This window comes from Luteimonas sp. S4-F44 (assembly GCF_022637415.1).
Lineage (GTDB): Bacteria > Pseudomonadota > Gammaproteobacteria > Xanthomonadales > Xanthomonadaceae > Luteimonas.
In genome coordinates, this window is the sequence record NZ_CP093340.1 from 1885068 (window position 1) to 1911428 (window position 26361).

General features: G+C 66.5%; 29 protein-coding genes and 1 pseudogene. 9 read left to right on the forward strand and 21 right to left on the reverse strand.

Features of this window, described 5'->3' with window-relative positions; genetic code table 11:
• From MNO14_RS08560 to MNO14_RS08570, 3 genes are all read right to left on the reverse strand, one after another.
• Window positions 1–1212 (reverse strand): serine hydrolase domain-containing protein, encoded by a 1212-nt coding sequence (locus MNO14_RS08560; protein WP_241943355.1) that lies wholly within the window; start codon window positions 1210–1212, stop codon window positions 1–3.
• Window positions 1213–1347: 135 nt separating this feature from the next.
• Window positions 1348–1722: a hypothetical protein gene (locus MNO14_RS08565; protein ID WP_241943356.1), complete on the reverse strand. Its 375-nt coding sequence runs from the start codon at window positions 1720–1722 to the stop codon at window positions 1348–1350.
• Between the two features lie 144 nt (window positions 1723–1866).
• The gene (locus tag MNO14_RS08570) at window positions 1867–2589 is read right to left on the reverse strand and encodes a class I SAM-dependent methyltransferase (RefSeq protein WP_241943357.1); all 723 of its coding nucleotides are present in this window, start codon (window positions 2587–2589) and stop codon (window positions 1867–1869) included.
• A gap of 13 nt (window positions 2590–2602) precedes the next feature.
• Here MNO14_RS08570 and MNO14_RS08575 point away from each other — a divergent pair, with 13 nt between their 5' ends.
• From MNO14_RS08575 to MNO14_RS08595, 5 genes and pseudogenes are all read left to right on the forward strand, one after another.
• The gene (locus MNO14_RS08575; protein ID WP_241943358.1) at window positions 2603–3025 is read left to right on the forward strand and encodes an Rrf2 family transcriptional regulator; all 423 of its coding nucleotides are present in this window, start codon (window positions 2603–2605) and stop codon (window positions 3023–3025) included.
• A gap of 349 nt (window positions 3026–3374) precedes the next feature.
• Window positions 3375–3947: a hypothetical protein gene (locus MNO14_RS08580; protein WP_241943359.1), complete on the forward strand. Its 573-nt coding sequence runs from the start codon at window positions 3375–3377 to the stop codon at window positions 3945–3947.
• A 110-nt stretch (window positions 3948–4057) separates the two neighbouring features.
• Window positions 4058–4306: a GntR family transcriptional regulator gene (locus tag MNO14_RS08585; RefSeq protein WP_241943360.1), complete on the forward strand. Its 249-nt coding sequence runs from the start codon at window positions 4058–4060 to the stop codon at window positions 4304–4306.
• A gap of 254 nt (window positions 4307–4560) precedes the next feature.
• On the forward strand, window positions 4561–4827 hold the full coding sequence (locus tag MNO14_RS08590; RefSeq protein WP_241943361.1) for a helix-turn-helix transcriptional regulator: 267 nt from the start codon (window positions 4561–4563) through the stop codon (window positions 4825–4827).
• Between the two features lie 193 nt (window positions 4828–5020).
• Window positions 5021–5194, forward strand: a pseudogene (locus tag MNO14_RS08595) (integrase core domain-containing protein); the annotation flags it as partial.
• 523 nt (window positions 5195–5717) lie between these two features.
• Here MNO14_RS08595 and MNO14_RS08600 read toward each other — a convergent pair.
• The 4 genes from MNO14_RS08600 to MNO14_RS08615 form a co-directional block, all read right to left on the reverse strand.
• A complete protein-coding gene (locus MNO14_RS08600; protein WP_241943362.1) occupies window positions 5718–6431 on the reverse strand; it encodes a glutathione binding-like protein in 714 nt (237 codons plus the stop codon).
• Window positions 6432–6434: 3 nt separating this feature from the next.
• Complete coding sequence (locus MNO14_RS08605) at window positions 6435–7538, reverse strand: Gfo/Idh/MocA family oxidoreductase (RefSeq protein ID WP_241943363.1); 1104 nt, start codon at window positions 7536–7538, stop codon at window positions 6435–6437.
• Window positions 7539–7595: 57 nt separating this feature from the next.
• Window positions 7596–8135 (reverse strand): nuclear transport factor 2 family protein, encoded by a 540-nt coding sequence (locus MNO14_RS08610; protein ID WP_241943364.1) that lies wholly within the window; start codon window positions 8133–8135, stop codon window positions 7596–7598.
• 781 nt (window positions 8136–8916) lie between these two features.
• Window positions 8917–9255: a helix-turn-helix domain-containing protein gene (locus MNO14_RS08615; RefSeq protein WP_241943365.1), complete on the reverse strand. Its 339-nt coding sequence runs from the start codon at window positions 9253–9255 to the stop codon at window positions 8917–8919.
• A 107-nt stretch (window positions 9256–9362) separates the two neighbouring features.
• On the opposite strand from MNO14_RS08615, the gene MNO14_RS08620 reads away from it, so the two are divergent.
• Both MNO14_RS08620 and MNO14_RS08625 read left to right on the forward strand, forming a co-directional pair.
• Window positions 9363–9578: a hypothetical protein gene (locus MNO14_RS08620; RefSeq protein ID WP_241943366.1), complete on the forward strand. Its 216-nt coding sequence runs from the start codon at window positions 9363–9365 to the stop codon at window positions 9576–9578.
• Window positions 9579–9607: 29 nt separating this feature from the next.
• The gene (locus MNO14_RS08625; RefSeq protein ID WP_241943367.1) at window positions 9608–10522 is read left to right on the forward strand and encodes a DUF2268 domain-containing putative Zn-dependent protease; all 915 of its coding nucleotides are present in this window, start codon (window positions 9608–9610) and stop codon (window positions 10520–10522) included.
• Window positions 10523–10528: 6 nt separating this feature from the next.
• On the opposite strand, the gene MNO14_RS08630 is transcribed toward MNO14_RS08625, so the two are convergent.
• The 4 genes from MNO14_RS08630 to folD form a co-directional block, all read right to left on the reverse strand.
• Window positions 10529–10684, reverse strand: coding sequence for a hypothetical protein (locus MNO14_RS08630; RefSeq protein WP_241943368.1), 156 nt, complete (start codon window positions 10682–10684; stop codon window positions 10529–10531).
• A 79-nt stretch (window positions 10685–10763) separates the two neighbouring features.
• A complete protein-coding gene (gene guaA, locus MNO14_RS08635; RefSeq protein ID WP_241943369.1) occupies window positions 10764–12344 on the reverse strand; it encodes a glutamine-hydrolyzing GMP synthase in 1581 nt (526 codons plus the stop codon).
• Between the two features lie 120 nt (window positions 12345–12464).
• The gene (gene guaB / locus MNO14_RS08640; protein WP_241943370.1) at window positions 12465–13922 is read right to left on the reverse strand and encodes an IMP dehydrogenase; all 1458 of its coding nucleotides are present in this window, start codon (window positions 13920–13922) and stop codon (window positions 12465–12467) included.
• Window positions 13923–14057: 135 nt separating this feature from the next.
• Window positions 14058–14939 carry a bifunctional methylenetetrahydrofolate dehydrogenase/methenyltetrahydrofolate cyclohydrolase FolD gene (gene folD, locus MNO14_RS08645; protein ID WP_241943371.1) on the reverse strand — a complete coding sequence of 294 codons (882 nt, stop codon included), beginning with the start codon at window positions 14937–14939 and terminating at the stop codon, window positions 14058–14060.
• Window positions 14940–15049: 110 nt separating this feature from the next.
• On the opposite strand from folD, the gene MNO14_RS08650 reads away from it, so the two are divergent.
• Entirely contained in the window at window positions 15050–15388 is a 339-nt protein-coding gene (locus MNO14_RS08650) for a DUF1244 domain-containing protein (RefSeq protein ID WP_241943372.1), read from the forward strand.
• 10 nt (window positions 15389–15398) lie between these two features.
• On the opposite strand, the gene MNO14_RS08655 is transcribed toward MNO14_RS08650, so the two are convergent.
• Window positions 15399–16418, reverse strand: a complete 1020-nt coding sequence (locus MNO14_RS08655; protein ID WP_241943373.1) for a DUF2272 domain-containing protein — start codon at window positions 16416–16418, stop codon at window positions 15399–15401.
• Between the two features lie 83 nt (window positions 16419–16501).
• Window positions 16502–17281, reverse strand: a complete 780-nt coding sequence (locus MNO14_RS08660; protein ID WP_241943374.1) for an SDR family oxidoreductase — start codon at window positions 17279–17281, stop codon at window positions 16502–16504.
• A gap of 98 nt (window positions 17282–17379) precedes the next feature.
• On the opposite strand from MNO14_RS08660, the gene MNO14_RS08665 reads away from it, so the two are divergent.
• Window positions 17380–18291 (forward strand): LysR family transcriptional regulator, encoded by a 912-nt coding sequence (locus tag MNO14_RS08665; protein WP_241943375.1) that lies wholly within the window; start codon window positions 17380–17382, stop codon window positions 18289–18291.
• Window positions 18292–18297: 6 nt separating this feature from the next.
• Here the strand turns inward: MNO14_RS08665 and moeB are convergent, their stop codons facing one another.
• The 8 genes from moeB to pilW form a co-directional block, all read right to left on the reverse strand.
• Window positions 18298–19428 carry a molybdopterin-synthase adenylyltransferase MoeB gene (moeB, locus tag MNO14_RS08670; protein ID WP_241943376.1) on the reverse strand — a complete coding sequence of 377 codons (1131 nt, stop codon included), beginning with the start codon at window positions 19426–19428 and terminating at the stop codon, window positions 18298–18300.
• Window positions 19429–19480: 52 nt separating this feature from the next.
• Window positions 19481–20728: a gephyrin-like molybdotransferase Glp gene (gene glp / locus MNO14_RS08675; protein WP_241943377.1), complete on the reverse strand. Its 1248-nt coding sequence runs from the start codon at window positions 20726–20728 to the stop codon at window positions 19481–19483.
• Entirely contained in the window at window positions 20706–21293 is a 588-nt protein-coding gene (locus MNO14_RS08680) for a molybdenum cofactor guanylyltransferase (protein ID WP_241943378.1), read from the reverse strand. The genes glp and MNO14_RS08680 overlap by 23 nt, the downstream gene beginning before the upstream one ends.
• Window positions 21290–22699 carry a ribosome biogenesis GTPase Der gene (gene der / locus MNO14_RS08685; RefSeq protein WP_241943379.1) on the reverse strand — a complete coding sequence of 470 codons (1410 nt, stop codon included), beginning with the start codon at window positions 22697–22699 and terminating at the stop codon, window positions 21290–21292. The genes MNO14_RS08680 and der overlap by 4 nt, the downstream gene beginning before the upstream one ends.
• A 125-nt stretch (window positions 22700–22824) precedes the next feature.
• Complete coding sequence (bamB, locus tag MNO14_RS08690) at window positions 22825–24045, reverse strand: outer membrane protein assembly factor BamB (RefSeq protein WP_241943380.1); 1221 nt, start codon at window positions 24043–24045, stop codon at window positions 22825–22827.
• Window positions 24045–24677 (reverse strand): tetratricopeptide repeat protein, encoded by a 633-nt coding sequence (locus MNO14_RS08695; protein WP_241943381.1) that lies wholly within the window; start codon window positions 24675–24677, stop codon window positions 24045–24047. The genes bamB and MNO14_RS08695 overlap by 1 nt, the downstream gene beginning before the upstream one ends.
• 107 nt (window positions 24678–24784) lie before the next feature.
• Window positions 24785–25600 carry a RodZ domain-containing protein gene (locus tag MNO14_RS08700; protein ID WP_241943382.1) on the reverse strand — a complete coding sequence of 272 codons (816 nt, stop codon included), beginning with the start codon at window positions 25598–25600 and terminating at the stop codon, window positions 24785–24787.
• Complete coding sequence (gene pilW, locus MNO14_RS08705) at window positions 25597–26352, reverse strand: type IV pilus biogenesis/stability protein PilW (RefSeq protein ID WP_241943383.1); 756 nt, start codon at window positions 26350–26352, stop codon at window positions 25597–25599. Before pilW ends, MNO14_RS08700 begins: the two co-directional genes overlap by 4 nt.
• Window positions 26353–26361: the final 9 nt, after the last annotated feature.

A 26361-nucleotide genomic window follows, 5' to 3' on the forward strand; every position in this document is an offset into this window, starting at 1 on the left:
TCACTGCGCTTGCGCGCGGCGCAACATCTCCGCATGGGCGAACAGGGCCTTGAGAATGCCGTCGTAGGCCTTCTCCGTCCCCTCGCCCGAGGTGTTGGTGAAGAAGACGACCCCGGTGTGCAAGTCGGGCGTGGCCAGCATTTCGGTCTTCATGCCCGGATCGCTGCCGCCATGACCGACATACCGCGTGTTGTACTTCGTCTGCCAGAACAAGCCCGAGTTCTTCTCGGCGATGTCGACATTGCCGGGCTTGTGCGTGGCGGTGAACTGCAGGCGCAGCATCTCGTCCACCGAGTTCTGCTGCAGCACGCGGTTCTCGTTCCCCTGCCCGCGATTGAGCAGCGCGATGAAGAACTTCGACAGATCCTCGACCGAAGTCCGCACGCCGCCATCCGGCCACGTGGTCACGGTATAGGGCTGGATCGCAATCGCCATCTCGTCCTGCGCGATATACAGCGTGGCGTCCGGCGTCGCGCCGGCGGGGGTCAAGTGCCAGCGCGTGCTGTGCATGCCCAGCGGCTCGAACAGGCGGCGTTGCGCGTAGCGCGCCAGTGGCTCGCCCGTGACACGCTCGACGATGTAGCCGGCCAGGCCGGCGCCGATGTTGGAATAGTCGCGGTCCGCGCCTGGCGCCGCGGACAGGAAATTCTCGGGCGCGTAGTCGGCCCCACCGGCGACCAGGTATCCCTGCAGGAATTCTCCCAGTGATTGCAGCGCGTTGCGTCCGAAGTGATAGCTGGCCGCATACACGGGCCAGCGGTCGGTGATGCTGGAGGTGTGGGTTGCCAGCTGTCGCAGCGTGATCGGCTGCTCGGGATGATGCGGGTTGCGGACCACGAATGGCAGGTAGCCGCTCACGTCCGCATCGAGCGACAACTGCCCCTCATCCTGCGCCCGCATCATCGCCGCACCCACGACGGTCTTGCTGATGGACGCGATGTTCATCACGGTGTCCGTGGTGAACGGCCGGACGGACTCCCGGTCAGCCAGCCCATAGCCGCCCCGCCACACCACCTCGCCATCCAGAATGACCGCGGCGGCGACCCCGACCAGGTGGCCCTTGGCCATCTGGCGGCGGATCTCGGCGTCGATCGGCGCGCTGTCGGCAGGCGCGGTTACGGGGACGGCGGGCGTCTGCGCCGTTGCCATTGTCGAGTGCATACCGAGCAACCCGGCAAGGATGCCGGCGAGAACTGCGTAGCGAACGGCCATGGGAGACTCCGCCTGGGAGCTCGGATTCTTCGGCCCGCCGGGGCACCTGGCAGGTGCCATTCGTCATCCCCAGCCCACTGCGGCGGCCAGGGCCGCCATTCCAGGCCGGAGCGCGGCCCTCGCCGCTGCTCGGCGCTAGTCCAGATACTTTCCCGAACCCGCACCGTCCTTGTGCCGCACCCGCAGCTGCGCCAGGAGCTCGGGCGCCAGCAACCGGGCGTTGATGCCATGTCGCATGCGGCCGGACGCGCGCGGTGCCCAATGGGTGACGCAGCCACACGTACTGCACCGATGGAAGTCGACGTGCCGCCCATTCCAGGCATAGGTGTCGGTACCCTCGCCCATCGGCAGCCCGGCGATCTCGGACGCCTCGTAGTACACCCACAGCACGCCGTACCGCCGGCACAGGCTGCAGTTGCAGTCGGTGACCTCGAGGGGGGCGCGGTTGAAGTGCATCACCACCGCGCCGCAATGGCAGCTGGCGCGCACGTCGGGGTTGGACTCGGTCATCGCGGTCTCCTTAGGGACGTCGTCAATGCAATCCCGTGTGGATCGCCGCCGGTGCGAACCCGAGCAGCGAGGCCAGGACGAGCGGGACAACACGCGCACGGTTGGATGCATCCCGTCATCGACGCGACTCCGGTTCGAACGTGCTCAGCGACGCTCGATCGCCACGATGGTGTCGAGCACACTCGCCTGCTCGCCGGAGGGACCGAACGCCGTGCGCGACAACGCACCGACGAACACCTCCCGCCACTGCACCGGGTCCAGTGCCAGCGCTTCGCGTTCGTCCTCGGCGCTCGGGTACACGGTGTCCGGCGCGCTCCACGACCACGGCGCGCGCGAGCCGTGGCTGACGAGCAGCAGCAAGCCCCCTGCCCCAACCGCCTGCGCAGCGCGGCGCAACGCCTGCGTGCGGCCAAAGGGCATCGGCGACTGCAGGAACATCGCGGTCACCAGATCGAATGTGCCTTGCGGGAAGCTTTCGCCCAGGTCGTGCCGCTCGAAACGGACCTGGTCAGCCACACCTGCGGCACCTGCCGCCGTCCGCGCCGCCTCGAGGGCCGTTTCGGAAATGTCGACGCCGGTGACCGTCCAGCCGCGCTGCGCCAGCCAGATCGCATCGTCGCCGCGGGCGCAGCCCAATTCCAAGGCGCGCCCTGGCGTGCGCCCTTCGGCAAAACGCGTCAACGCCTCAGACGGGCGCCCGCCCGACGGCGTGGTTCTGCCGGCATAGACGCGCTCCCAGAAAGCGTGCGCGGTCTCGTCGGCGTGTTCCCCTGCGGGATGAGTTGCGTGTCGGTTTGAAGAAGTCATGTAACATACGATGTACCGTAAGTACGAAGACGTCAACCCTCGTGCTTTCATTTGTTGCATAAGGAGTCATCCCGTGCGTCGAGACAGCCGCCTCCCCCGAGTGCTGCATGCCCTGCTGCATCTGGAGCAGATGGCGGGCCCGGCGACTTCCGAGCTGATCGCGCAGATGCTGGGCACCAATCCGTCCGTGGTCCGCCGCACGATGGGCGGCCTGCGCGAAGCCGGCATTGTGGTCTCGGTGAAAGGCCACGGCGGCGGCTGGTCGCTCGCCAAGCCCCTGACCGAGGTCTCGCTGCTCGAGATCTATCGCGCGCTCGGTGCGCCCACGCTGTTCGCCATCGGCATCGATGACGAGCAGACCACATGCCTGCTCGCGCGCGCGGCGAACGCGGCGACCGCACACGCGATGGCCAAGGCGCAACGGCAGTTCGAAGCCCATCTAGGCAGCGTTTCAGTCGCCGACCTGGCTGCGGATTTTCGCGCCTGGCAGGGGTAGATCTGATGGGATGTCAAGGCGCTGCCGCATGGCGAGCGGCGTGCTTCATCGCCCTTTGCATGCGCTCGTGGAGCTGGAATGGGGAATCCAATGCCGCACGCAAGTGGCAAGATTCAGCCGTGACAGCGCAACGGGATTTCAGTGACCGATATGGATCTCGTCCAGCCCCCCTCAGAGGGGCGCGACTACCAGCCACTACCCAACGATTACACCAAGCGATCGATGGACAGTTGCACCAACCCTCCCGCACACATGTCGTGCTCGGTGAGGAAGGCAGGCAGGCAGGCGCCCATGCCGACGCATGCGGACTAAGCTAGGTGACACAACGACAATGGATGGGAGGATCGGCATGGCAGCGGATCGCATTAACATCATCACACCAATCATCGCGCCGGCATTGATGCTGCTCTCCGCCGCAGCGTGCGCCACCGATGCCGTACACAGCGTCCACTTAGGGGTCGATTTGATGACGCTGGTGCGCGAGATCGACGATTCCCCAATCTCCTTGCACCAGACGTTGATTTCAAACTTCGGCAGCCAGATCGAATCGCCTGACGCCACGATCGAGCTGGGGCCCCTGCTATCCAAGGACGGATTCAGACTCAGCAACATATCGATTCGACGCGGACTTCCTCATTACTCGGGATCTTCGTCCGTCGTCATGAGCCTTGACCCGACGCCATGCTATTCGACCTCACAGGTGCGCCGCGATTTTTCGATCGCTGACACGGGAACCGTTCAACAAGTGAAGCACGGGCCATCAGGAGCATTGGAGAGCACGAAGTTCATAGATTGGATGGCGAGTAAAACACCCCATGGTGAAATCAAGTTCTTCCATGATCGCTCGGAATGCGTGGCCACCATCCAGATCAATCGACGCGCTCCCGCCAAGCACAGCAGGAACCGGCCACCCGAGTCGTGAGCATGGGCCGTTCGCTCGAACACACACACCGCCCGCGAAGTTGCAGCGCGGTTTCCGAACAGTAAGATCGGCCCAAGGAGAGGGGGAGCAAGCAGCCACGGAGGACGGCAATGATGATGGGGAACCCTTCGAAGACCTCGGACGTGTGCAGGAATATTCGCCACGCCGTGTTGAGCGGACACTTCGCGCCGGGGCAGCGTCTGGAACCGGCCACATTGGCCGATGAATTCGCGACCAGCCTCACTCCGATTCGGTTCGCGTTGCATGGGCTGGCCAGCGAAGGCCCAATCAACCACCACGAACGCGGCTATTACATGCTTCTCCCCACCGAGGCCTCCCTGCGTAGCCTTTACGGCTGAATGGAAGAGCGGCTGCTGGCGTGCCTGGACAACAGCGCCTTACCCGATGCCAAGCCGTACCCCTGCCCTGCCCCGAATGACAGTGCCGCCGTCGCCACATGGCAGCTCTTCGACACGATCGCCCGCCAAACGCGCGATGCCGAGCTGCCTGGCTGGTGGTCACACCCAAGAACGCCCCGATCCAAACATATCCGTTTTTCGGATATGTGAAAAGCAGATTTATGGTCTGCGTGGACATCAACGGGGGAAAGCCCATGACCAAGAAGTCAGTCTATCGACCCGAGTACAAGATCCTGACCAAGCTCGTTCGCAAGATGCGAGAAGAGGCCAAGCTTGATCAGGCGGACCTAGCGGTTCTGCTGGTCCGTCCCCAGTCCTACTTCAGTGACGTCGAACGAGGACAGCGCCGGCTCGACCTTCTGCAGTTGCGGGACATCTGCATGCACTGCGGCGTGGATCTGGTTGAGTTCGTCAGGCGGTTTGAGGAGGCAGTTGCTGAGGCTAACAGCAAGCTTTCATAGATGGAGCTGTCGCAACTCGGGTCGCCGCTTTTTGCCAAGTGAAAGGGGCGGCCTAGCAGGCAAAGTTGAGACCGGCAGACGCAATAGTTGTAATCTCTCAGTAGCTTGTTCATCCGGGGCGATACCGGAACTCTGTCGGTGCGAACCGAACAGCCCTCAGGAGGCCCGGATGAACGTGCATAAACATGCCGTCTTAAACGAATGGGCTTACGCGCGCTCCTACATCGAGTCATGCCAGCGAGCCGCTGCCCTCAATGACTGGCTGCACCACTACGACTGGCATCGTCCTCATGCCAGCCTGGGCTATAAACCGCCCATCTCCAGAATTCCGATGACGCTGAACAACGTGCCGGGTTTACACATCTAGCCGCAAGTTAAGCACTGCATGCCGTCATGGAATGTGCGCGCCCTGCGTACCCGGCCCGACACCGCGTCCCAAATGTGTAAAGCCGAACGCCTGGTCCAGGCACGCCTGCACCAACAGCGGCTATGCACGCCCCTAAGTGGACGCAGGCCCGCTTGGAATGGCGCATTGACCCTGAAGCCAGTCGCCGCTTCGGCAGCGCGATGCAAGAGTGCCGGCACCGAGACGCCTTGGAGGTCGTGGCGCGCTGTGCAGTGACGTTCGAGCGTCTTGGCTTCGTCGTCGGTCAGTTGGATGGACAGCACCGCGACTGCGTCGTCGATATGCTTGATCTTGAGTGCACCCACGATGGGAGCGTCAACCACGGGGTTGCAGAACAGCCAACAACGCAATCTGTGCCTGCTCGATCCCTCGCTGAGCCGCCACAGCAGCAACGGCGTCTACAATCTTCTGGTCGCTTGGCCATGCTCGTCACAAAATTTGCCGGGAAGCATTCGTGCTCCGAGCTAGACTAACTCTCGTCTAGTCAGTCTCGACTGTAAGCTCCGCGCCCCAAAAGTAGATCCATCTTGTCGGGGTCGACCTCCTCGGGTTTAGTCAAGCTCTTGGTGAGCTCGGCCTTGGCTAGATCCGACCGGGTTACAGCTGGCCTTGCCGCGATCCGGGCAGTCCAAGCGGTAAGTTGTGGATATGCCGCATCAATCTCTTCGCCTAGGAACATTCTGATAGAGCGCACCCAAGGGAAGTTTGCGATGTCGACCACGCTGTACTCCTCACCAACGATCCAGTCGCGATTACGCAGCCGATCCTCAAGAACATCCAGCACGCGCCGCACTTGCGATCGGTAGCGAGAGAGGGCGTAATCATTTCCCGGGGGAGCAAAGCGGGCGAAATGGATAAGCTGCCCCATCATTGGTCCCAACGTACTCAACTGCAGCATTAGCCACTGAATCGCCTCGCTTCGCGCATCGAGTCGAGTTGGCATGAGCAGGCCGGACTTGTCCGCGAGGTATAAGAGAATCGCGCCGGACTCAAATACTGTGTGAGGCCTCCCGCCATAGCCATTGGTATCGACTATGACTGGCACCTTGGAGTTAGGGTTCAACTTGGTCAGCACAGGCCCAAACTGCTCGCCGGCCAGTATGTCAATCGGAATTACAGAGTATGACAGGCTCGCCTCCTCCAGCGCCAAGATAATCTTCGATGAATTTGCCGTATCCGCAGCATACAATTCAATCAACTTCTAGCTCCATGACTTGTGTTCGCCTACTCGCAAAAATTTTTCGATAGTTTTATGCAAAGCCAATGCATCATCAAAATTTGGCGATTGTTTTTTGCCTTCTCGGATGTCACCTACAAACAGGCGATACATGTAGAAGACGTTCCTAGCGCAACTCGGAAGGTCACTGATGTCACCATAGTACGACCTTGGAACCTTCATCTCGGCGAAGTTGGTACTTCCACGCTCGCATGACTCAATCTTTAAAGGTGAAATATTGACCACAGGGCCTTCTCCTGGGCGCGGAGCAATCCTCAAGTCGCGCTTGGAACCGCCAATTTCCCATAAGAGTCGATCGCCGCAAGGAAGACCGCCCCTCAACTGAAACGCCAGGGGCACGCCATTTGCAAACTTTCCTGCTGCCACCATTTGGTCTGGCGTCAACATCGGTATCATCTCACCGGTCTCCTGTACGCGCGCTACAAACTGGCGTTGCGCCAGATGACCGCCGATGGACGCCAGCGGGCCCAGTACGTATTGCAGCGCCGAAAATGCATGCCCGGCCATAACGGACAAGAGTGTCGCGCCGTTCTTTGGGTCCATCGCATAGGCCTCGCTAGAGGTGACGTCGTCACCCCAGGTCTGTCCGGAACCAAGAAATGTTGCTGAACGCAAGTCTCCTAGATAGCCATCGGTGAGGAGGTCGCGCAGAAACTGGATTTCTGGCGAGACGAGCGCCTGCGTTCCGATGATGGCAACTACCTTTCGCTGCTTCGCTAAGCTGGCAAGTTCCTCCGCTTCAGCAACGCTATTGCCGAGAGGCCACTCGCAGAACACATGTTTTCCAGCCTCTAAAGCCCGTCCAACAAGATCTCGGTGGCGAGACACCTTCACTGTGACAACTACGGCGTCGACGTCGGGAGAGGCGACAAGAGTGTCGACGTCGTCGAACGCTCGCCCCATACCAAGAGCTTGCACAGCAGCTTGCGCGCTTGCATGGCTTCTGTTGGCGACGCCGACGAACTCAATTTCGTTTGATAGCGCCCGGATTGCAGGAATGTGAGCGGTGCTACCCCAACCGCGCTCGGCACTTAGTCCTATCAACCCTAGTCTTACTTTAGCTGCCACGTCTCTCTCCTATGCCAGGCGAATGTTCCGGACACTGCCGTGTTGACCAAGAGGTGATCAGCCCATAAGCGTGGCGACTAGGTTGTTGTAGCAGTGAAACGACTTTACCTTTCCGTTCTCCAGATGCCACACGTCGCAACAAGGTACATCGAACTCTTTATTGGTAGCACGAAGGACACCATCGCGGAGCGGAAGATCACCACGATGACTGCCTTGCAGTCTGAGCTCGACCACCACCACATTGTTAGGGGCGGAATAAACTTCCAGAAGCTCACGGTGCATGTCGGGATAAGCACGGATCAGACCAGTAACCGGCTCTCGAATTTCCTGACCTACCCATCTTTGTCCTGACGGCACATCGAGAAAATATCCGTCGTCAGCAAAAAGAGAAACAAATCTATCCGCATCGAGGCTACCTGACTCAGCCACCAGGTACAGTTCCTTGACGATATCTACGTTGCTCGGAAACGGCTTCGCTTCTGCGACGGTACGCCAAGCTAACGGTCCCGCAACGAGCGTTGTGAGTCCGATCAGAATCGAGCGGCGATGAAAGACTGTCATTTCGCTTCCTCGTTCAATGTTGAGATCTGCAGCCACACTTTAATCGAGCACTAGTTGCTCTACTAGTACCCACTTATTTGTAAGTGTAACGGCGCACCTTTAACTCGGCACCGAGCTAATAATTGCAGCTGATCTGCTCTCATCGGACTTAGCAGAAGCGTCGATAAAGGCCCAGCGGATGGCAACTCGACCGACTTAAGGCCGTGGTGGTCAGCATGATCGCGGCGAAGATGGACATCGCGCTGTTTGAGATGCGGAACGCCTTACGACCCACTGCCGCCTTGGCAGCGCTGTCCCGTCAAGAAGGTGCGCTAAGCGTGTAGCGGAGCAGGATTGGTCGGATAGCGGCTGACGTCAGACCCACATGCATTGTTCGATCAGCCGCATCGCGCTCGGCCGGCTCTCGAACTCCGCGCGAAAGAGAGATGGGGCGCTTGCGAAGAGGCGGGGACGCCCGCCCAAGCTTCAGAATAGCGATCTGCGAAAGCGCACGCGTTCGACCGTGCGCTTTGCGGCGATGGGCAGAAAAGGACACCAGGTCGCCCTGCTATCTCCTTTCACTGGCGCGGATACTACTTAGTTCAACATCTGCATTTCGGCCTGTAACGGGCGCTTGGAAGTGTTCGCTTCGGCCGTTGAGATGCTCGATTCTTGACCCGGGCTAATTCTCGGCACGCATGCTCGCCGCCAGCCGATCGACCGGCCTATTGCTAACGGGTTCTCGGCAATTCAGCCTGTCACTGAAGCCTTTTAATCCGAATACACCTACAATCTTGCGCTATATTCTCGATAAATTCCAAGCACTTGAAAGGCGCCACTACCTTTGTGCTGCTATTTTCTCGACCCGCCTGATGTTCCTATCCCCCCACTCACAGACGGCTGAGAAGCTTTCGCAGAAGTCGTGACCGAACGCCGTCAGCTCGTACTCCACATGAGGCGGCACGGTCCTGTGATCGATCCGGCGCACCAGCCCGTCGGCCGTCATCGCCTTCAACTGTTCGCTCAAGACCTTCTCGCTGACGTCGCCTACCAGGCGCCGCAAGGCGCTGAAGCGTCGCCGTTCGCTGCGTAGATGATAAAGGATCAGCAACTTCCATTTTCCGGCGATCAGATCGAGCGCCGCCTCCAACCCACAAGCGAACCGACGATGATTCATGAGCAATCCTCTGTCAGATTTATACGATTACCTTTACATATGTACTAGACAGAAGGTGCCCTATGCAACCATATTCTTATGCATCGCCGCCTTCAAGCGATCGGCTCATGGAGCAGATGATGGAGCTTGGAACGCCAGCTGTGTTGACGCCCGGACAGGCCGTCGCCGCAGCCGTCATCCTTGAAGCTCGCGTCGTGATGCCTATTCACTACGGCATCCGGGGCGCTGAGAATTACGCGGAGGCCGAGCGTTCGCTTGAGCTGTTGTGCGAAGCGGCGGCCCGGCGCATGATCGCCGTCGACGTCCTGGAGCCAGGGAGCTAGATCGCATGGAAATGACGCGGACGCGGCGCATGATCGCGGCTGTGGCGGAACGCTCCCGCATTTGCGTTGTGCTTGGAGGCCTGTTGGCTCTTGGAGCAGGCGAAGTCGTTTCGGCCCAGAGCGCGACGCTGGACACCACGGACGTCGACCTCTTCTACCGCCTTTATGAGCAGACATCGGGAAGTCCGAGCGCGGATCAACTGCAAACGCTCTACATCGACGCCGGCTCACCCGGTTTGAGAACCTTTTTTGATGCTCGGCGGACGACCGCACCGCGTCTCGCCATGGCCATCGCGAGCAGCCCTGCCATCTACGAGGAAGCTCGCCGGTGCGCGGCCATCCTTCCCCGAGTGAAGAAACGGGTCGACGCCGCCTTGGCGAAGCTTGTCGATCTTTATCCGCAGGCGCGACTGCCGACCGTAACCGTCGCCATCGGCCGCGGTCGGCCTGTCGCCATCGCCAGCCCGATCGACGGCGTGCAGGTGGGGCTGGAGGCGCTTTGCGCAACGGACTTCATCGATCCAGACATAGAGAACCGGTTCGTGGGCGTTCTGGTGCATGAGTATGTTCACGCCCAGCAGAACCCGCTTTTGACCGAGAAGGACGCACCAACGGTGCTCGAAGCCGCTCTTCTCGAAGGCGGCGCCGAATTCATCACGTCGCTGCTGATCGGACGGCCGGCCTATCTCTACTTAGATCCCCTCGTTCAGGGCCGGGAACAGGATATCGAGGCGGCCTTCGCCGCCGAAATGCACAGCGCCGATCTCTCCAATTGGTTTTACAACTCGACCCCTGAGAAGCCGGGAGATATCGGCTATTGGGTCGGCTCTCGGATCGCAAAGGCCTATTACGAAAAGGCGACTGACAAGACGGCCGCACTGCACGACATCCTCACCGCTTCTGACGCGCCCGCCTTTCTCGCCGCCAGCGGCTGGGTGCGCTAGGCCTCATCAGGCAGCACGTCCAGTGGCGGCACGCGCGATATGCAGATAACGGCAAGCTGAATCAGAAAGCAGCGGTCGCAGCAACAAGGCGGCGGCTCGCGCGATCCGATCCTTGTCCCGGGCGTCGATCTTAATATCCAGACGGGCGGCCGCGTTTCTCATGGAAATACTCCTATGTACGGAAATCTGCCGTACACAGGCGAGCGGAGCAAATGACGCGAGCGTTCGGATATCGCTCCGTTCACTCCCACTCAATCGTCGCCGGCGGCTTCCCACTGATGTCGTACACCACGCGCGACACGCCACGCACCTCGTTGATGATCCGGTTCGAGACCCGGCCCAGGAAGTCGTACGGCAGGTGTGCCCAGTGGGCGGTCATGAAGTCGATGGTCTCCACGGCGCGCAGCGCGATCACCCATTCGTACGCGCGGGCATCGCCGACGACGCCGACGGACTTGACCGGCAGGAACACCGCGAACGCCTGGCTGGTCTTGTCGTAGAGGTCCGCGCGGCGCAGTTCCTCGATGAAGATGTGGTCGGCGCGGGCCAGGATCTCGGCGTACTCGGCCTTCACCTCGCCGAGGATGCGCACGCCCAGGCCCGGGCCCGGGAACGGGTGGCGGTAGACCATCTCGCGCGGCAGGCCCAGTTCCACGCCTAGGCGCCGCACTTCGTCCTTGAACAGCTCGCGCAGCGGTTCGACCAGGCCCAGCTTCATGTGCTCGGGCAGGCCGCCCACGTTGTGGTGGCTCTTGATGACGTGGGCCTTGCCGGTCTTGCTGCCGGCCGATTCGATCACGTCGGGGTAGATGGTGCCCTGCGCCAGCCACTTGGCGTTGCTGAGCTTGGTGGATTCCTCGTCGAAGATCTCGACGAACAGGTTGCCGATGATCTTGCGCTTGGCCTCGGGGTCGCTCACGCCGGCCAGCGCGTTGAAGTAGCGCTCGCGTGCGTCGATTCGGATGACGCGAATCCCCAAGCCATGCGCGCTGGAGGCGTCGGCGAAGGTCGCCATCACCTGGTCGCCTTCCTGGTAGCGCAACAGGCCGGTGTCGACGAACACGCAGGTCAGTTGGTCGCCGATGGCCTTGTGCAGCAGGGCCGCGACGACGGATGAGTCCACGCCGCCGGACAGGCCCAAGATCACTTCGTCCTGACCCACGGTCTCGCGCACGCGGGCGATCTGGTCGTCGATGATGTTGGCCGCGGTCCACAGCGTGGCGCAGCCGCAGATGTCGACCACGAAGCGGCGCAGCAGCGCCTGGCCCTGCTTGGTGTGGGTGACTTCGGGGTGGAACTGCACGCCGTACCAGCGCTTGGCCTCATTGGCGAACGCGGCCACCGGCACGCGGTCGGTGCTGGCGGTGACGGTGAAGTCCGGCGGCGCGGCGCTGACGTGATCGCCGTGGCTCATCCACACGTCCAGGCGCTGGGGGCCGGCGTGGTCGCTCAGGCCTTCGAACAGGCGGTCCTGGGCGACGATGGCGACTTCCGCATGGCCGTATTCGCGCGCGTCAGCGGCTTCGGTTTCGCCACCCAGTTGCTTGGCCATCGTCTGCATGCCGTAGCAGATGCCCAGCAGCGGCAGGCCGCTGTCGAACACCTGCTGCGGCGCGCGCGGCGATCCGTGCTCGGTGGTCGATTCGGGGCCACCGGAGAGGATGATGCCCTTGGGCGCGAACGCGGCGATCTGCTCCGGATCGTGGTCCCAGGCCCAGATTTCGCAGTACACGCCCAGCTCGCGGATGCGGCGGGCGATCAGCTGCGTGTACTGCGCGCCGAAGTCGAGGATCAGGATCTTGTCGCTGTGCAGGTCGGTCATCGGCGTGGGCTTGTTGGGATATAGGTGGCGCGCGAAGCGCTCGAAACAGGGTGTGCGAAGGCCGGATACGAAACGGGACCCACTTGCGCGGATCCCGCATCGGTGCGTCGTACCGCGTCCTCAGCCGGCCTGGTAGTTCGGCGGCTGCTTGGTGATAGTCACATCGTGGACGTGGCTCTCGCGCTGGCCGGCGCCGGTGATCTTCACGAACTGCGGCTTGGTGCGCATCTCTTCGATCGTCGCGCAGCCCACGTAGCCCATCGTCGCGCGCAGGCCGCCGGCGAGCTGGTGGACAATGCCGGCCAGCGGGCCGCGGTACGGCACGCGCCCTTCGATGCCTTCGGGCACCAGCTTGTCGGCGTCGGACGAATCCTGGAAGTACCGGTCCTTGCTGCCCTGCTCCATCGCGCCCAGGCTGCCCATGCCGCGGTAGCTCTTGTAGCTGCGGCCCTGGAACAGTTCGACCTCGCCGGGCGACTCCTCAGTGCCGCCGAACAGGCCGCCGATCATCACCGTCGAGGCGCCGGCCGCCAGGGCCTTGCCGATGTCGCCCGAGTAGCGGATGCCGCCGTCGGCGATCAGCGGGATGCGGTCCTGCAGCGCTTCGGCGACGAAGTCGATCGCGGTGATCTGCGGCACGCCGACGCCGGCAACGACGCGCGTGGTGCAGATCGAGCCCGGGCCCACGCCCACCTTCACCGCGTCCGCGCCAGCGTCTTCCAGCGCCTTGGCGGCGTCGCCGGTGACGATGTTGCCGCCGATGACCTGGACCTTCGGATAGGTCTTCTTGACCCAGTTCACGCGGTCGAGCACGCCCTGCGAGTGGCCGTGCGCGGTGTCGACGATGATCACGTCCACGCCCGCGGCGACCAGCGCTTCGACGCGCGCTTCGGTGTCGCCACCCACGCCGACCGCCGCGCCCACCAGCAGTTGCTCGTCGGCGTCCTTGGCGGCGTTGGGGTTGTCGTGGGCTTTCTGGATGTCCTTGACGGTGATCAGGCCGCGCAGCGCGAAGTCGTCGTTGACCACCAGCACTTTCTCGATGCGGTGCTTGTGCAGCAGCGCCAGCACTTCGTCCTCGCCCGCGCCCTCGCGCACGGTGACCAGGCGGTCGTGCTTGGTCATGACGTTGCGCACCGGATCGTCGAGCTTGGTCTCGAAGCGCAGGTCGCGCCCGGTGACGATGCCGACCAGCTTGCCGTCGTCGACGACGGGCACGCCGGAGATGTTGCGCGCACGGGTCAGCTTCATGACCTCGGCGATCGTCGCGTCGGGGCCGACGGTGAACGGCTCGCGGATGACGCCGGCTTCGAAGTTCTTGACCCGGGCCACTTCGGCCGCCTGGCGCTCGACGCTCAGGTTCTTGTGCACGATGCCGATGCCGCCCATCTGCGCCATCGCGATCGCCAGGCGCGCTTCGGTAACCGTGTCCATCGCCGCCGAGACGATCGGCAGGTTCAGACGCAGGTCGCGGGTCAGCCGCGTGGCGAGGCGGACGTCCTTGGGCAGGACGATCGAGTGGGCGGGAACGAGCGAGACGTCGTCGTAGGTGAGTGCTTCGGCCTGGATGCGCAGCATGCGGGGTGCCGGGGAGGAGGAAGCGCGCCATTCTATCGCGTTTGCCCGCCCGGCGCGCCGCGACCTGACGTCGCGGGGCCGGCTGCGCGCCCGCCATCGTCCGCTTGGCGCGGCGACGGCTGGGTGGCGCGGCGATCAGGCCTGGTCTGACTGCTCGGCCGCTTCGATGGTGTTCTGCATCAGTGTGGCCACGGTCATCGGGCCGACGCCGCCGGGCACCGGGGTGATCCAGCTGGCGCGCCGCGCGGCCTCGGTGAAGCCGACATCGCCGACCAGGCGGCCGTCGTCGAGGCGGTTGATGCCGACATCGATCACCACCGCGCCGGGCTTGACCCAGTCACCGGGAATCAACCCCGGGCGGCCCACCGCAACCACCAGGATATCGGCCTCGCCGACATGGCGGCGCAGCACATCAAACGGCGTGAAACGGTGGCAGGTGGTCACCGTGCAGCCGGCGATCATCAGTTCCAGCGCCATCGGCCGGCCGACGTGGTTGCTGACGCCGACGATCGTGGCGCTGGCGCCGCGCACCGGGCGGTCGGTGTAGGCCAGCAGCGTGGTGATGCCACGCGGCGTACACGGGCGCAGACCGAACTGGCGCAGCGCAAGATGGCCGACGTTGGCCGGGTGGAAGCCGTCGACGTCCTTGCGCGGATCGATGCGCTCGATCAGCCGGCTTGCGTCCTCGATGCCCGGCAGCGGCAGTTGCACCAGGATGCCGTGCACCGCGGGGTCGGCGTTGAGGCGGTCGATCAGCGCAACCAGCTCGGCCTCGGTCGTGCCCACCGGCAGGTCGAAGTCGAAGGCCTGGATGCCGACCTTCTGCGCGGCGCGACGCTTGTTGCGCACGTAAGACTGCGAGGCCGGGTCGCTGCCGACCAGCACCACCGCCAGGCCCGGACGCGTCCCGCCGTCGGCGATCCGTGCGTCAACGCGCACGCGCAATTCGTCGAGCAGGGTGTCGGCAATGCGCTTGCCGTCGAGGATTCGGGCCGGAACAGGGTCTGCGGCGGTCATGCGGGCGTCGTGCGGCAAAAGAGCGGCCCATTGTCCCTGATTCGGGGCCCGGCTTGCAGACGTCGGCAGCGATGCCGATGCTGTCGGCCTCCCCTGCCCCTGGAACGATCATGACCGACACGCCCGCGCCCACGCCCGCCCCGCTGTCCGACGACGCCCGCATCCGCGCCGAAGCCGCCGCGTTCCGGCGCCTGCGCGCGCATCTGCTCGAGGCGCGCCCGGACGTGCAGAACATCGACCTGATGATCCTGGCCGGCTTCTGCCGCAACTGCCTGGCCGACTGGTACGGCGATGCGGTCCGCGCCGAGGGCGTGGCCTTCGACAAGGCCGCCGCCCGCGAGGCGTTCTACGGCATGCCGTTCGACGCCTGGAAGGCGCAGCACCAGCGCGAGGCGACGCCGGAGCAGCAGGCCGCGTTCGCCGCGAGCCAACGCGCACACGCGGGCTGAGCCCGCCGCGTCAGGGGCAACGCGGCAGGCCGTCGCCGACGCTGCACTCCACGCAGCACATCGGCGCGGAGGGCTGGCCGGGCGTCGGCAGCACCGGCGTGGGCGCCCTCGGCGAGACCAACGGCATCGCTGGCTGCAACGCGGCCAGTTCCTGCGCCGGCCGCAGTTGCAGCAGCACGGCCCAGTCCTGGCGGTTGGCGCTGCAGGCGGCCGGGGTGTCGGGCGTGCACGGCACATCGTCGAGCGTGCGCATCGCCAATTCCGCGAACTGCCCGCCGGCCGACAACGGCAGCATGCGCATGGTGACGCCGTCGAGCACGTTGCCACCGACCAGGTACGCGATGTTGCCGCCCTCGGCCGCGGCGCCGACCACGACATCGCAATGCATGCCCAGCCCGCTGTCCTCGCTGCTGAGCAATGTCGCCAGGCCGGCGAAGCCGAAGACGCGGTTGGCGGCGCGCACGTAGCACAGCAGGTCGCCGCGCGCCGGTCGCGCGCTCACCGGGTTGGCGACGCGGTAGGCGCTGGTCTCGGGGTTGCGATAGGCCGCACGCACGTAGTCGACGTGGCTGGGCGAGCCCTCGAAGCCGGGCAACGCTGCGCGGCGCGCGGTCCACGACACGAACGCCGCCGACCACGGCACGTCGATCAGGAAGGCCCGGCAGCCGGGCGACGGTGCGCCGCCGTAGGCCGCGTAGGCGCACTCGCCGGCGCCCGGCCGGTGCTCGAGCCGGGACAGCAGACCCGCGCCGACCCAATAGCCCGCGACCCGGCGCCAGGCCTGCTCGCCATTGGTCAGCAGCGCGGTCTCGGCCTCGCGCACGGTGGAGCCGGCGTAGCGCCCTTCCACATCGATGAAGGGGCGGTGCCAGACCTGGTGTTCTTCGCAGGCGACCGCGGCCAGCCGCGTCGCGGGGTCCGGCGCCGCCACCTGCATCCGCAGCAATGGGCACGGATCGGCGGCGGACGCGCCCAGCGGCCATGCCAGCAGCCAGGCCAGGACGAGCAGACAGAGCCAGCGTGACGACATGCGCAACCTCGGGGGCGGGGGCAGGATGGGTCCCATCGTGCCCCGCCCCGTGTGAAGGCCGGCAGGCTGGCGCACCGCGTCGCCTACTTGGTGGTGTAGCCGCCGTTGATCAGCAGGGTCTGCCCGGTGATCCACCAGCCCTCGCTGACCAGGTGCCGGACGAACGGCACCACGTCCTCGATATCCGTCAGGCCGGTGCGGCTGCAGCCCGACAGCGCGGCCGCCGAGCGGTGGTAGGCCACGGCGTCCTTGTCCTCCTGGCCGTAGAAGAACGGCGTGTCCATCGGCCCCGGCCCGATCGCGGTCACCGAGATGCCGCGCGCGCCGAACTCCTTGGCGGCGGCGCGGGTGAAGTGCTCCACCGGGGCCTTGGCGCCGGCATAGGCCGCGTAGTTCGCAGTGAACGCGCCCAGCAGCGAGGTCACCAGGGTCAGCACCTTGCCGTGGTCGGCGACCTTGAGGCCGGCCTGCTGCAGAAAGAAGAACGCCGCCTTGGCGTTGATGTCGAACATCTTGTCGTACTCGGCCTCGCCGATCTCGGTGAGCGGCTTCTTGAGCACCATGCCGACGGTGTTGATCGCGATGTCGATGTGCCCGAAGGCCTTCACGCCGGCATCGAACAGCGCGGCGACGTTGTCCGGGCGGGTCAGGTCGCCGGCGAACAGCGCGGCCTTGGCGCCGGCCGCCTCGACGGCGCGCGCGGTTTCCTGCGCGGCCGGCAGCGAGGCGGCATCGTGGTGGTGGATCAGCACCGCGCTGGCGCCGTTCCAGGCCAGGTCGCGGGCGATCAGCCCGCCGAGGTTCTTCGCGCCGCCGGCGATCAGCACTGTCTTGCCGTGCAGCGAATGGTCGATCTTGGACATGTCGTGCTCCTGCGTTGGGGAACCCCCAGTTGACCGCAGCCCTCGGCTCGAATAAACACGATGAATCGAAGGTTTGAATTCGACCTGGCCGAATAATCATGGATCTGTTGCGCCATCTCGCGCTGTTCCGCCGGGTCGCCGACTGCGGCAGTTTCAGCCGCGCGGCCGAACTCGAGGGCCTGGCGCCCTCCTCGGTCTCCAGCGCGATCGGCCAGTTGGAGCGCCACCTGGGCGCGCGGTTGTTCCAGCGCACGACCCGGCAGGTCCGGCTCAGCAGCGATGGCGAGCGGCTCTACGCGCGCGGCGTCGAGCTGCTCGCCGACGCCGACGGCATCGCGCAATTGTTCCGGCCAGACGCGCAGCCCAGCGGCTTGCTGCGGGTCGAGGCGCCGGCGCGGATGGCCCGGTTGCTGTTGGCGCCCGCCCTGCCGGCGTTTCTGGCGGCCTATCCCGGCATCGCAGTGGAGCTCGGCGGCAGCGATCGGGTCAGCAATCTGGTGGGCGACGGCATCGACTGCGTACTGCGGGTCGGTCCGGTCGGCGATGTGGATCTGGTCGCACGCCCGCTCGGGCAGCTGCAGCAGGCCACCTGCGCCGCGCCCGCGCTGCTGGCGCGGCACGGGCCGGTCACGGACCTGGACGCGCTCGCGGCCCTGCCGGCGATCCATTTCGGCCAGTCGCCCGGCGGGCGGGCGGAGCTCTGGGAGTTCCAGACCGCGGACGGCCTCGTGACCCGCCCGATGACCGGACGGGTCGGAGTCGGCAACGCCGAGACCTACATCGCCTGCGCCCTGGCGGGCCTGGGCGCGATCCAGGTCCCGCGCTACGACGTCGCCGACCTGCTCGCGGCCGGCCAGCTGTGCGAGCTGCTGCCGGACATGCCGCCGCCGGCCCTGCCGGTGACGGCGCTCTATCCGGGCCCACAGCGCGGCTCGCGGCTGTTGCAGGTGCTGATCGACTGGCTCGACGGCGTGATCGCGCCGCTGGTGGCACCCGAAGCGGCGCCCTGAAGGCATTCAGCCGGCGCAGAACGCCGCGTAGTCGATGTAGCCGGGGAAGTCGCGCCCCGGCGCGCACAGCGGGCAATCGGGGTCGGCGCTGAGCCGGGTTTCGCGGAAGCGCATCCGCAATGCGTCGAACTGCAGCAGGCGCCCGCGCAGCGGCTCGCCGATACCGATCAGCAGTTTGAGCACCTCGGTCGCCTGCAGCAGGCCGATCACGCCCGGCAGCACGCCGAGCACGCCGACTTCCGAACAGTTGGGCGCGTCCTCGGGCGGCGGCGGTTCGGGGAACAGGCAGCGGTAGCAGGGGCAGCGGCCGCGCTCGCGGCCGGCGTCAAACACGCTGACCTGGCCTTCGAAGCGGTGCACGGCGCCATAGACCAGGGGCTTTTGATGCAGCACGCAGGCATCGTTGAGCAGATAGCGGACCGGGAAGTTGTCGGCGCCATCGAGCACGACATCGACGCGATCGATCAACCGATCGATGTTGGCGCTGGTCACGCGTTCGGCGATCGGCTCGATCCGCGTGCGCGGGTTCAGCGCGCCGAGCGTGGCCGCGGCCGAGGCGACCTTGGGCTGGCCGATGCGGTCCTCGGCATGCAGGATCTGCCGCTGCAGGTTGCTGCGGTCGACGACATCGTCGTCGGCGATGCGCAGCGTGCCCACGCCGGCCGCGGCGAGGTAATAGGCGGCGGGTGATCCGAGGCCGCCGGCGCCGGTCACCAGCACCGTCGCCTCGGCCAGCCGGCGCTGGCCCTCCAGGCCGACCTCGGGCAGGCGCAGGTGGCGCGAATAGCGGTCGTGGAAATCGAGGTCGATGTCGCCGTCGGGCAGCACGGTCGGCAGGCCCTCGGCCTGCCAGCGGCTGGTGCCACCGGCGACCGAGGCGACATCCGTGTAGCCGGCTGCGGCCAGCGCGTGGGCAGCCTGCCGCGAGCGCTGGCCGCTCTGGCAGATCAGCAACAGCGGCGCGGCGCGATCGGGCACGTGCGCCTGCGGCGCGGCTTCCAGCGTGGCGCGGTCGATCCCCTCGGCGCCTTCGGCCATGCCAGTCACGCGCTCGTGGGCCTCGCGCACATCGATCAGGCGGGCACCGGCCCGACGCCGGCGCAGGGCCTCGTCGGGAGAAATCTCGGGAATGCTCATGCGCAGATTATCGCGCTTCCGAGGCACCGCACTGCGTGCATGGACGGATCGCTCAGTACGGCACGACCTCGACCACGCTATCGGCCGGGTATTCGCGCGCGCCAGCTTCGAGCACGATCAGCACGTCCGAGTCGGCCGCCGCCTGCATCCGGTGCGAGCCGTCGGCGGGGTTGGGTTCGACCCGCGACACGCCGTCCTCATCGATCGACCAGCGCCCGCGCAGGAATTCCAGCCGCTCGTGCTGCTTGGTCCAGGCGCCGCGCAGCCGCGCGCGGCGAACCGGACGCGGGACGCGCCGCTGCATGCCGTCGACCAGGCGCCGGCCGACCGCGAGCCAGGTGGCCAGCACCGAGACCGGATTGCCCGGCAAGCACAGGAACAGCGCCGGGCCCAGCGTGTCGCCCTCGGCCAACAGCAACGGCATGCCCGGCTTCATCATCGTCTTCCACAGCCGCACCCGGCCGCGACGTTGCAGCAGTTCGGGCAGGTGGTCCTTCTCGCCGGCCGACACGCCGCCGCAGGTCAGCACCAGGTCGAAGGCCTCGCCGGCATGGCGCAGTGCAGAGGCGATCTGCGCCGGGTCGTCGGGCAACGTCGGAAACGCCACCGGCTCCAGGCCTTCGGCGCGCAGCAGGCCCATCAGCTGTTCGCGGTTGGAGTTGTAGATCTGACCGGGCTGCAGCGGCATGCCGGGCTCGATGAGTTCGTCGCCGGTCGCGAACACGGCCACCGTCGGGCGCCGCACGACCTCCAACTGCGCCAGGCCTTGGGAGGCAGCGAGTGCGACCCGGCTCGGGGTCAGCACGTCGCCGGCATGCAGCAGGTGGTCGCCGGCCTGGGCATCCTCGCCGGCGCGCCGCACGTGCTGGCCCGGCCGCGGCGGCACCAGGATCTCGACCCGATCGCCGTCCAGGCGGGTGTTTTCCTTCATCACCACCGTGTTGGCGCCTTCGGGGATCGGCGCGCCGGTGGTGATGCGCAGGCACTGCCCGCGTGCGATGCGCACGTCCGCGCGCGGGCCGGCGAACTGCTCGCCGACCAGCTGCAGCACCACTGTCCCCTCGCCCGCCAGGTCGTGGTGGTCCAGCGCGAAGCCGTCCATCGCCGAGTTGTCGAACGGCGGTTGCGGCAGCGTGGCGACAACATCACGCGCGAGCACGTGGCCATGCGCGCGGCTCAGTGACAGCGTCTGCACCTCGAGCGCGCGTTCGGCGGCGACTGCATCGATGATCGCGCAGGCCTCGTCGAACGGCACGCGGTACGGAAAGGACGGGGTGTCAGGGTGCGGCGATTCCGGCATCGATCAGATCGTCAGGCGTATTGAGGTTGCCGAAGCGTACACCCTGCAACCGGACCACCCGCATGCCGAGCCGGTGTTGCAGGGCGCGCACGGCGTAGTCGCCGCATGCCAGTGCTTCGGCGGCGCCGCGGCGCAGGGCGTCGGTCGGCCACAACGCGACCAGCGGCTGCACGCCGTCGTCGTCCTGCGCGCAAGCGCCGCGGTCGCCGGCCAGCATTGCGAGCATCGGCAACAGGCGGGCGTCGGCGTCGCACAGGTCGACCGGCAGGGTCAGCAGCCAGGGTGTGTCGACGGCGGCGGCCAGTGCGTCGAGTCCGGACATCGGCCCGGCATCGGGGGTGCGGTCGACCACGGTCTCGATGCCGTGGGCCGCGTAGCGTGCGAGATCGCGATTGGCGCTGACCAAAAACCGTGCCGCCTGCGGCGCGAAGCGTGCATGCCAGCGCAGCACCTGCGCGGTGCCGCCCTGCTCCAGCCAGGCCTTGTCGAGACCGCCCAGACGCGTGCCACGTCCGCCGGCAATCACGCCGACAGTCAACGCGGCCGCGGTGGGCGGCGCGCTCATTTGCGCTTGACGTGCCGGATCAGCCGCTTCTTCTTGGCGACCTGGCGTTCGCTGAGCACGTTCTTCTTGTCCTTGTAGGGGTTGTCGCCCTCGCGGAACACGAAGCGCACCGGTGTGCCGACCAGCTTGAAGCGCTTGCGGAAGAAGTTTTCCAGGTACCGGCGGTAACTGTCGGGCAATGTACGCAGGCGATTGCCGTGGACGACGATCGTCGGCGGGTTCTCGCCACCCGGATGGGCGAAGCGCAGCTTGGGCGCATGCCCCCGCACGACCGGCGGCGGGTTGGTCTCGGCGGCGATCTCGAGCGCGCGGGTCACATCCGACGTGCCGAACTTGTAGTTGGCCGAGGCGTGCGCGCGATGGATCGCGGCGAACAGTTCACGCAGGCCCGAGCCGTGCTTGGCGCTGATGCGCACCGTCTCGGCCCAGGGCACGAACGCGAGCTTGCGCGACAGCAGCGCCTCGGTCTGCTCGCGCTGGTACTCGCTGAGCCCGTCCCATTTGTTGACCGCGACCACCAGGGCGCGCCCGGAGTCGAGCACTGCACCGAGCACGCTCGCGTCCTGGTCGGTAACGCCCTCGCTGGCGTCGATCATCACCACCGAGACCTGGGTGGCTTCGATCGCCTGCAGGGTCTTGATGATCGAGAACGTCTCCACCGCCTCGTCGACCTTCGACTTGCGGCGGATGCCGGCGGTGTCGACCAGGCGATAGCGCCGGCCGTCGCGTTCGAGATCGACCTCGATCGAATCGCGGGTAGTGCCGGCGACCTCCGAGGCGATCATCCGCTCCTCGCCGAGGATGCGGTTGACCAGGGTCGACTTGCCGACGTTCGGGCGGCCCACGAAGGTCACCCGGATCCGCGTGGGATCGGTGTCCAGTTGCTCAGCCTGCCCGGTTTCCGGGAGCTTTTCGAGCACGTCGTCGACGAGTTCGTCGATGCCGTGGCGGTGCGCCGAGGACACCGCGTGCGCGTCGGTGAAGCCGTAGCGCGAGAAGTCGGCGATCGCCGCGCGCGCGTCGAGGCCGTCGGTCTTGTTGATGATCAGGAACGTCGGCTTGCCGAGCTTGCGCAGCCAGCGCAGCAGTTCATCGTCGAGCGCCGACGCGCCCTCGCGTCCGTCCACGACGAACAGCACCAGGTCGGCCTCGGCCGCCGCGGCGCGCGACTGCTTGGCGGTCGGCCCGGCCAGTCCGGCCGCTTCCAGGTGCACGCTCTCGCCGGCGATGCCGCCGGTGTCGACCAGCGCGAACGGACGCGCACCGAGCCGGCAGACGCCGTAGTGACGGTCGCGGGTGACACCCGGCTCGTCGTGGACGAGCGCGTCGCGGGTGCGGGTCATCGCGTTGAACAGCGTCGACTTGCCGACGTTGGGGCGGCCCACGAGGGCGACGAGCGGGAGCATGCGGCGGGATCCGGAACAAGAGAACGGGAGGACGGGCCGGCACTGGAGCGGCGGCTACAAAACGGACGGGCCCCGGACGGTGACACCGCCCGGGGCCCTAGTGTCGCATTGGCGGCGTCGAAACCCTACTGGTTCAAGCGCCAGGCGCTGACGTCGCCGTCGACGGTCTGCACCACCAGCACGCCATCGGCGACGACCGGGGCACCCTTGATCGGGTCGCGGCCGGCGCGCTCGCGCGCAGCGAACTCGCCGTCGTCCAGGCGCAGCCAGTGCAGATAGCCATCGAGATCGCCGACCACGGCGTAGTCGCCCTGCACTGCCGCAGCGCTGAGATTGCGCCGCGCCAGCGCCGGCTGCTGCCAGGCCGCCGTGCCGCTGAACTTGTCCAGGGCCCAGACGGTGCCGTTGGCGTCGGTCACGACCACGCGGTGCGGCGACAGCGCCGGGCGGTTGGCGCCGCCATGGTCGCTGACCCACAGCGGCCGACCGCTCGGGCCTTCCAGCGCCATCGTGCGATGGCGGTAGCTGCTGGCGAACAGCACGGCCTCTTCGAGCACCGGGGTGCCGTCGACGTCGGCCATGCGCTCGAGCTCGGTGCGGCCGTCGGGCTGGGCGACCGCCTGCTCCCACAACGTGCGGCCATCGGCCAGCGCAAGCGCGGCGAGCGTGCCGTCGTCATTGCCGACGAAGGCAAAGCCTGGGCCGAGCACCGGCGCGTCGTTGCCGCGGACGGTCAGCGACGGCAGCTCACGGACCCAGAACCAGCGGCGCTCGCCGCTGGCGATGTCGAACGCGGTGACGCGGCCGTCGTTGGAGCGCACCAGCACCAAGCCCTGCCCGATCGTCGGCGCGGCGATGACCTCGTTAGTGACCTTGGCGGTCCAGCGCTGTTCGCCGGTTGCCGCATCGAGCGCCAGCACGTCGCCGTCCAGGCTGCCGACCACGACCAGGCCGTCGCCGACGCCCGGACCGCCGCTCAACCGCAGGTCCGATTCGTGGCGCCAGACCGAGGCGCCGCTCTGCAGGTCCAGTGCGCGCACGCCGCCCTTGATCGCGGCGACATAGACGCGGCCATCGGCGACCACCGGGCCCTGGCGCACGCCCAGGCGACCTTCGCCCTTGCCGGCGCTGGTCCGCCACAAGCGGGAGACTGTCACCGACGGCGTGATGTCGGTCAGCTTGGCGGGTTCCGACAGCGCCTTGGCATCGGCCTTCTCGCTGTTGCCGAACCAGCCGCGCACAGTGCTGCAACCGCTCACCGCGACCGCGCACAGCGCAATCGCCGCGAACCGCAACGCGCGGGACGGAACGGGGGAAGCCGCGGCGGGGGCCGTGTGCTCGGTCATCAGGATTCAACCTCGGGTTCGTCCGGCGCACCGCCGACTTGGGAAAGCTTGAGCTCGACCAGGCCGCGCTGCGGCGCCGCGCTGTCGAGGCCGCGCAGTGCGGCGGTGTAGTCGGCGCGGGCCTGCTCGGCCTGGTCGAGCGCGAAATGCGCGTCGCCGCGTACTTCCAGCGAGACCGCGTCGTCGACGCCGTCGAGCAATGCGACCGCCTCCTGGCCGCGGTCGGCATCGATCAGCAGCCGCGCCAGGCGCTGGCGCACGACCGCTGTCACACCGGGGTCGGCACCTTCGACGCCCTGCAGCGTCGCGATCGCGGCATCGCGGTCGCCGGCGTCGAGCTGGGCCTTGGCCAGCTGCAACGCAGCCAGTTCGCCATAGGTGGAATCGGGCAGCGCGGCGATGCGCTCGCCGGCCTTGTCGAGCGCACCGGCGCGGATGTCGAGCACCGCGGCCTGGTAGTCGGCGTGCTGGGCGACCGCCTGGACGTGGGTCCGCTGCTTCCAGTACTGCCAGCCGAAGATCAGGACTGCGCCGACGGCAACGCCACCGACCAGGCCCAGACCGTTGTCGCGAAGCCAGGCCTTGACCCGCTCCCCCTGTTCGCGCTCGTCCAGCAGCTCATCAAGTGCCATATGTTCTCTGCGCCCGTCGCCGGCGACGGGTCTTTGCCATTGGAAAACGACAGACCGGCGGCAGCGCTCACGCGCCGTGCCGGTCCTGTGTGCAGCGCGGGTCGCGACTACTCGGCGACGGGCGCAAAACCGCGATCGGAGGATACCTCAAAGCGCGCGACGTTCGACCGGCGAAACTCGGACAGATCCTGAACGACCCCATCGCGCAGCACCTCGACCGCGCCGGCATTGCCCAGCACGATGCGGTGGACATCCGCAGTCGCGAACTCGCGCTGCTGGCCGGCCGGGATCTCGGCCGACTCGATCCGGCGGCCGTCGTGGCCGACGATTTCCACCCAGCTCGGACCGTTGAAGCGCAGCGACAGCCGCCCGGCCTGGGGCTCGGCCGTCGCCACGGGCACGGTCGCACGCTTGGGCAGCGCACCCAGCGAGGCCGTGACCGGGCGCGGGCCGACAGGCTGCGCAGGCGCAGCGTCGTCCCCGAGCACACCGAGCGAGGCGGTGATCTCACCGGAGTCGTCGACATGCTGGCGCGTCGCCACCCAGACCGGCACGACGATCAGCGCGGTGATGACGACATAGACCGCGCGGCCCATGGCCTTGTCCAGCATCCGCTGCATCGGCGGGGTGTAGGTGCGCGGGGTCAGCTCCGGCGGGCGCACCTCGGTGGCCGCCGAAACGGTGTCGGCCAGCGACTCGGGCAGCCCGAGCATGCGCAGATAACTGCGCAACTGCCCGCGCACGAACACCTGTGCCCCGAGGCGCCCCCAGTCTTCGGCCTCGAGGGCCTCGACCACGCGCACCTGCATCCGCAGTCGTGCGGCGACATCGGCAAGACGCAATCCGGCCTGCTCGCGTGTAACGCGCAGGCGCTCTCCGACCCCAGACGTGGTCTCTGGCATGGCCTGGTGCGAAGAACTCATGGTGGACTGGTTTCCCTTGGCTGAAGTTGCGACGCGTCCGGAAATTCGGTCTCGAGGCGCCGCACAAGTCGATCGGCGGCGGCACCGTCGCCGAGCCCCTGTTCGATGCGGGCCGCCAGCTGCAATGCTGCCGCAGTTGCGGGGGCCACGGCAAGCCGTCGTTGCGAAAAAGCCCGCGCATCGAACCACCGGCCCTGGCCGGCGAGGAGCCGGGCCATGGCATCGAGCGCCACCACGCTTTCAGGCTCGAGCTCGAGCGCGGCGCGCAGGTCCCGTTCAGCACGCGCCGCATCGCCGGTATCGAGCGCGCAGGCGCCTGCGTTGGCCAGGGCGCCAGCCCGGTCGCCGTAACGCGGGTCCTGCAACGCGGCATCGAACTGCGCCAGCGATTCGCCGGGCCGCCCGTTGCGGCACAGCCAGGCCCCGTAGTTGTTGAGGGCCGTACCGCGGTTGGGCGCGCGCTCGACCGCGGCGTGGTAGTAGGCTCCGGCCTGCGCCTGGCGGCCCTGGCGCTCGCTGACCAGGGCCAGCAGCGTATTGGCGTCAGCCGCGGTCTGGTCGTTGCGCAGGGCCGCCCGGCCCTGACGCTCAGCGGCCCGATCGTCGCCCTGCTGGTAGGCGCGCACGCCCAGCGCCAGCTGTTCGCGCGCGGCCTCGGCGCGGCGGAACTCGGGGGTCCCGCCAATGTCGTAAGTCGGTCGGTCGATGTTTGGCTTGACGAACCCCGAGCGCGAGCAGGCGGCCAGCGCCATGCCGAGCAT

What these genes read in the sequence shown, in the direction of transcription:
- MNO14_RS08660 (WP_241943374.1), bottom strand. Translation starts at nt 17,281, where the DNA reads ATGTCCAAGATCGACCATTCGCTGCACGGCAAGACAGTGCTGATCGCC.
- MNO14_RS08590 (WP_241943361.1), top strand. Translation starts at nt 4,561, where the DNA reads ATGACCAAGAAGTCAGTCTATCGACCCGAGTACAAGATCCTGACCAAG.
- bamB (WP_241943380.1), bottom strand. Translation starts at nt 24,045, where the DNA reads ATGACCGAGCACACGGCCCCCGCCGCGGCTTCCCCCGTTCCGTCCCGC.
- pilW (WP_241943383.1), bottom strand. Translation starts at nt 26,352, where the DNA reads ATGGCGCTGGCCGCCTGCTCGCGCTCGGGGTTCGTCAAGCCAAACATC.
- guaB (WP_241943370.1), bottom strand. Translation starts at nt 13,922, where the DNA reads ATGCTGCGCATCCAGGCCGAAGCACTCACCTACGACGACGTCTCGCTC.
- MNO14_RS08700 (WP_241943382.1), bottom strand. Translation starts at nt 25,600, where the DNA reads ATGAGTTCTTCGCACCAGGCCATGCCAGAGACCACGTCTGGGGTCGGA.
- MNO14_RS08625 (WP_241943367.1), top strand. Translation starts at nt 9,608, where the DNA reads ATGATCGCGGCTGTGGCGGAACGCTCCCGCATTTGCGTTGTGCTTGGA.
- MNO14_RS08570 (WP_241943357.1), bottom strand. Translation starts at nt 2,589, where the DNA reads ATGCAACAAATGAAAGCACGAGGGTTGACGTCTTCGTACTTACGGTAC.
- MNO14_RS08580 (WP_241943359.1), top strand. Translation starts at nt 3,375, where the DNA reads ATGGCAGCGGATCGCATTAACATCATCACACCAATCATCGCGCCGGCA.
- glp (WP_241943377.1), bottom strand. Translation starts at nt 20,728, where the DNA reads ATGCCGGAATCGCCGCACCCTGACACCCCGTCCTTTCCGTACCGCGTG.
- MNO14_RS08695 (WP_241943381.1), bottom strand. Translation starts at nt 24,677, where the DNA reads ATGGCACTTGATGAGCTGCTGGACGAGCGCGAACAGGGGGAGCGGGTC.
- MNO14_RS08565 (WP_241943356.1), bottom strand. Translation starts at nt 1,722, where the DNA reads ATGACCGAGTCCAACCCCGACGTGCGCGCCAGCTGCCATTGCGGCGCG.
- MNO14_RS08680 (WP_241943378.1), bottom strand. Translation starts at nt 21,293, where the DNA reads ATGAGCGCGCCGCCCACCGCGGCCGCGTTGACTGTCGGCGTGATTGCC.
- MNO14_RS08650 (WP_241943372.1), top strand. Translation starts at nt 15,050, where the DNA reads ATGACCGACACGCCCGCGCCCACGCCCGCCCCGCTGTCCGACGACGCC.
- MNO14_RS08560 (WP_241943355.1), bottom strand. Translation starts at nt 1,212, where the DNA reads ATGGCCGTTCGCTACGCAGTTCTCGCCGGCATCCTTGCCGGGTTGCTC.
- MNO14_RS08630 (WP_241943368.1), bottom strand. Translation starts at nt 10,684, where the DNA reads ATGAGAAACGCGGCCGCCCGTCTGGATATTAAGATCGACGCCCGGGAC.
- MNO14_RS08655 (WP_241943373.1), bottom strand. Translation starts at nt 16,418, where the DNA reads ATGTCGTCACGCTGGCTCTGTCTGCTCGTCCTGGCCTGGCTGCTGGCA.
- MNO14_RS08615 (WP_241943365.1), bottom strand. Translation starts at nt 9,255, where the DNA reads ATGAATCATCGTCGGTTCGCTTGTGGGTTGGAGGCGGCGCTCGATCTG.
- MNO14_RS08665 (WP_241943375.1), top strand. Translation starts at nt 17,380, where the DNA reads ATGGATCTGTTGCGCCATCTCGCGCTGTTCCGCCGGGTCGCCGACTGC.
- moeB (WP_241943376.1), bottom strand. Translation starts at nt 19,428, where the DNA reads ATGAGCATTCCCGAGATTTCTCCCGACGAGGCCCTGCGCCGGCGTCGG.
- guaA (WP_241943369.1), bottom strand. Translation starts at nt 12,344, where the DNA reads ATGACCGACCTGCACAGCGACAAGATCCTGATCCTCGACTTCGGCGCG.
- folD (WP_241943371.1), bottom strand. Translation starts at nt 14,939, where the DNA reads ATGACCGCCGCAGACCCTGTTCCGGCCCGAATCCTCGACGGCAAGCGC.
- MNO14_RS08620 (WP_241943366.1), top strand. Translation starts at nt 9,363, where the DNA reads ATGGAGCAGATGATGGAGCTTGGAACGCCAGCTGTGTTGACGCCCGGA.
- MNO14_RS08585 (WP_241943360.1), top strand. Translation starts at nt 4,058, where the DNA reads ATGATGATGGGGAACCCTTCGAAGACCTCGGACGTGTGCAGGAATATT.
- der (WP_241943379.1), bottom strand. Translation starts at nt 22,699, where the DNA reads ATGCTCCCGCTCGTCGCCCTCGTGGGCCGCCCCAACGTCGGCAAGTCG.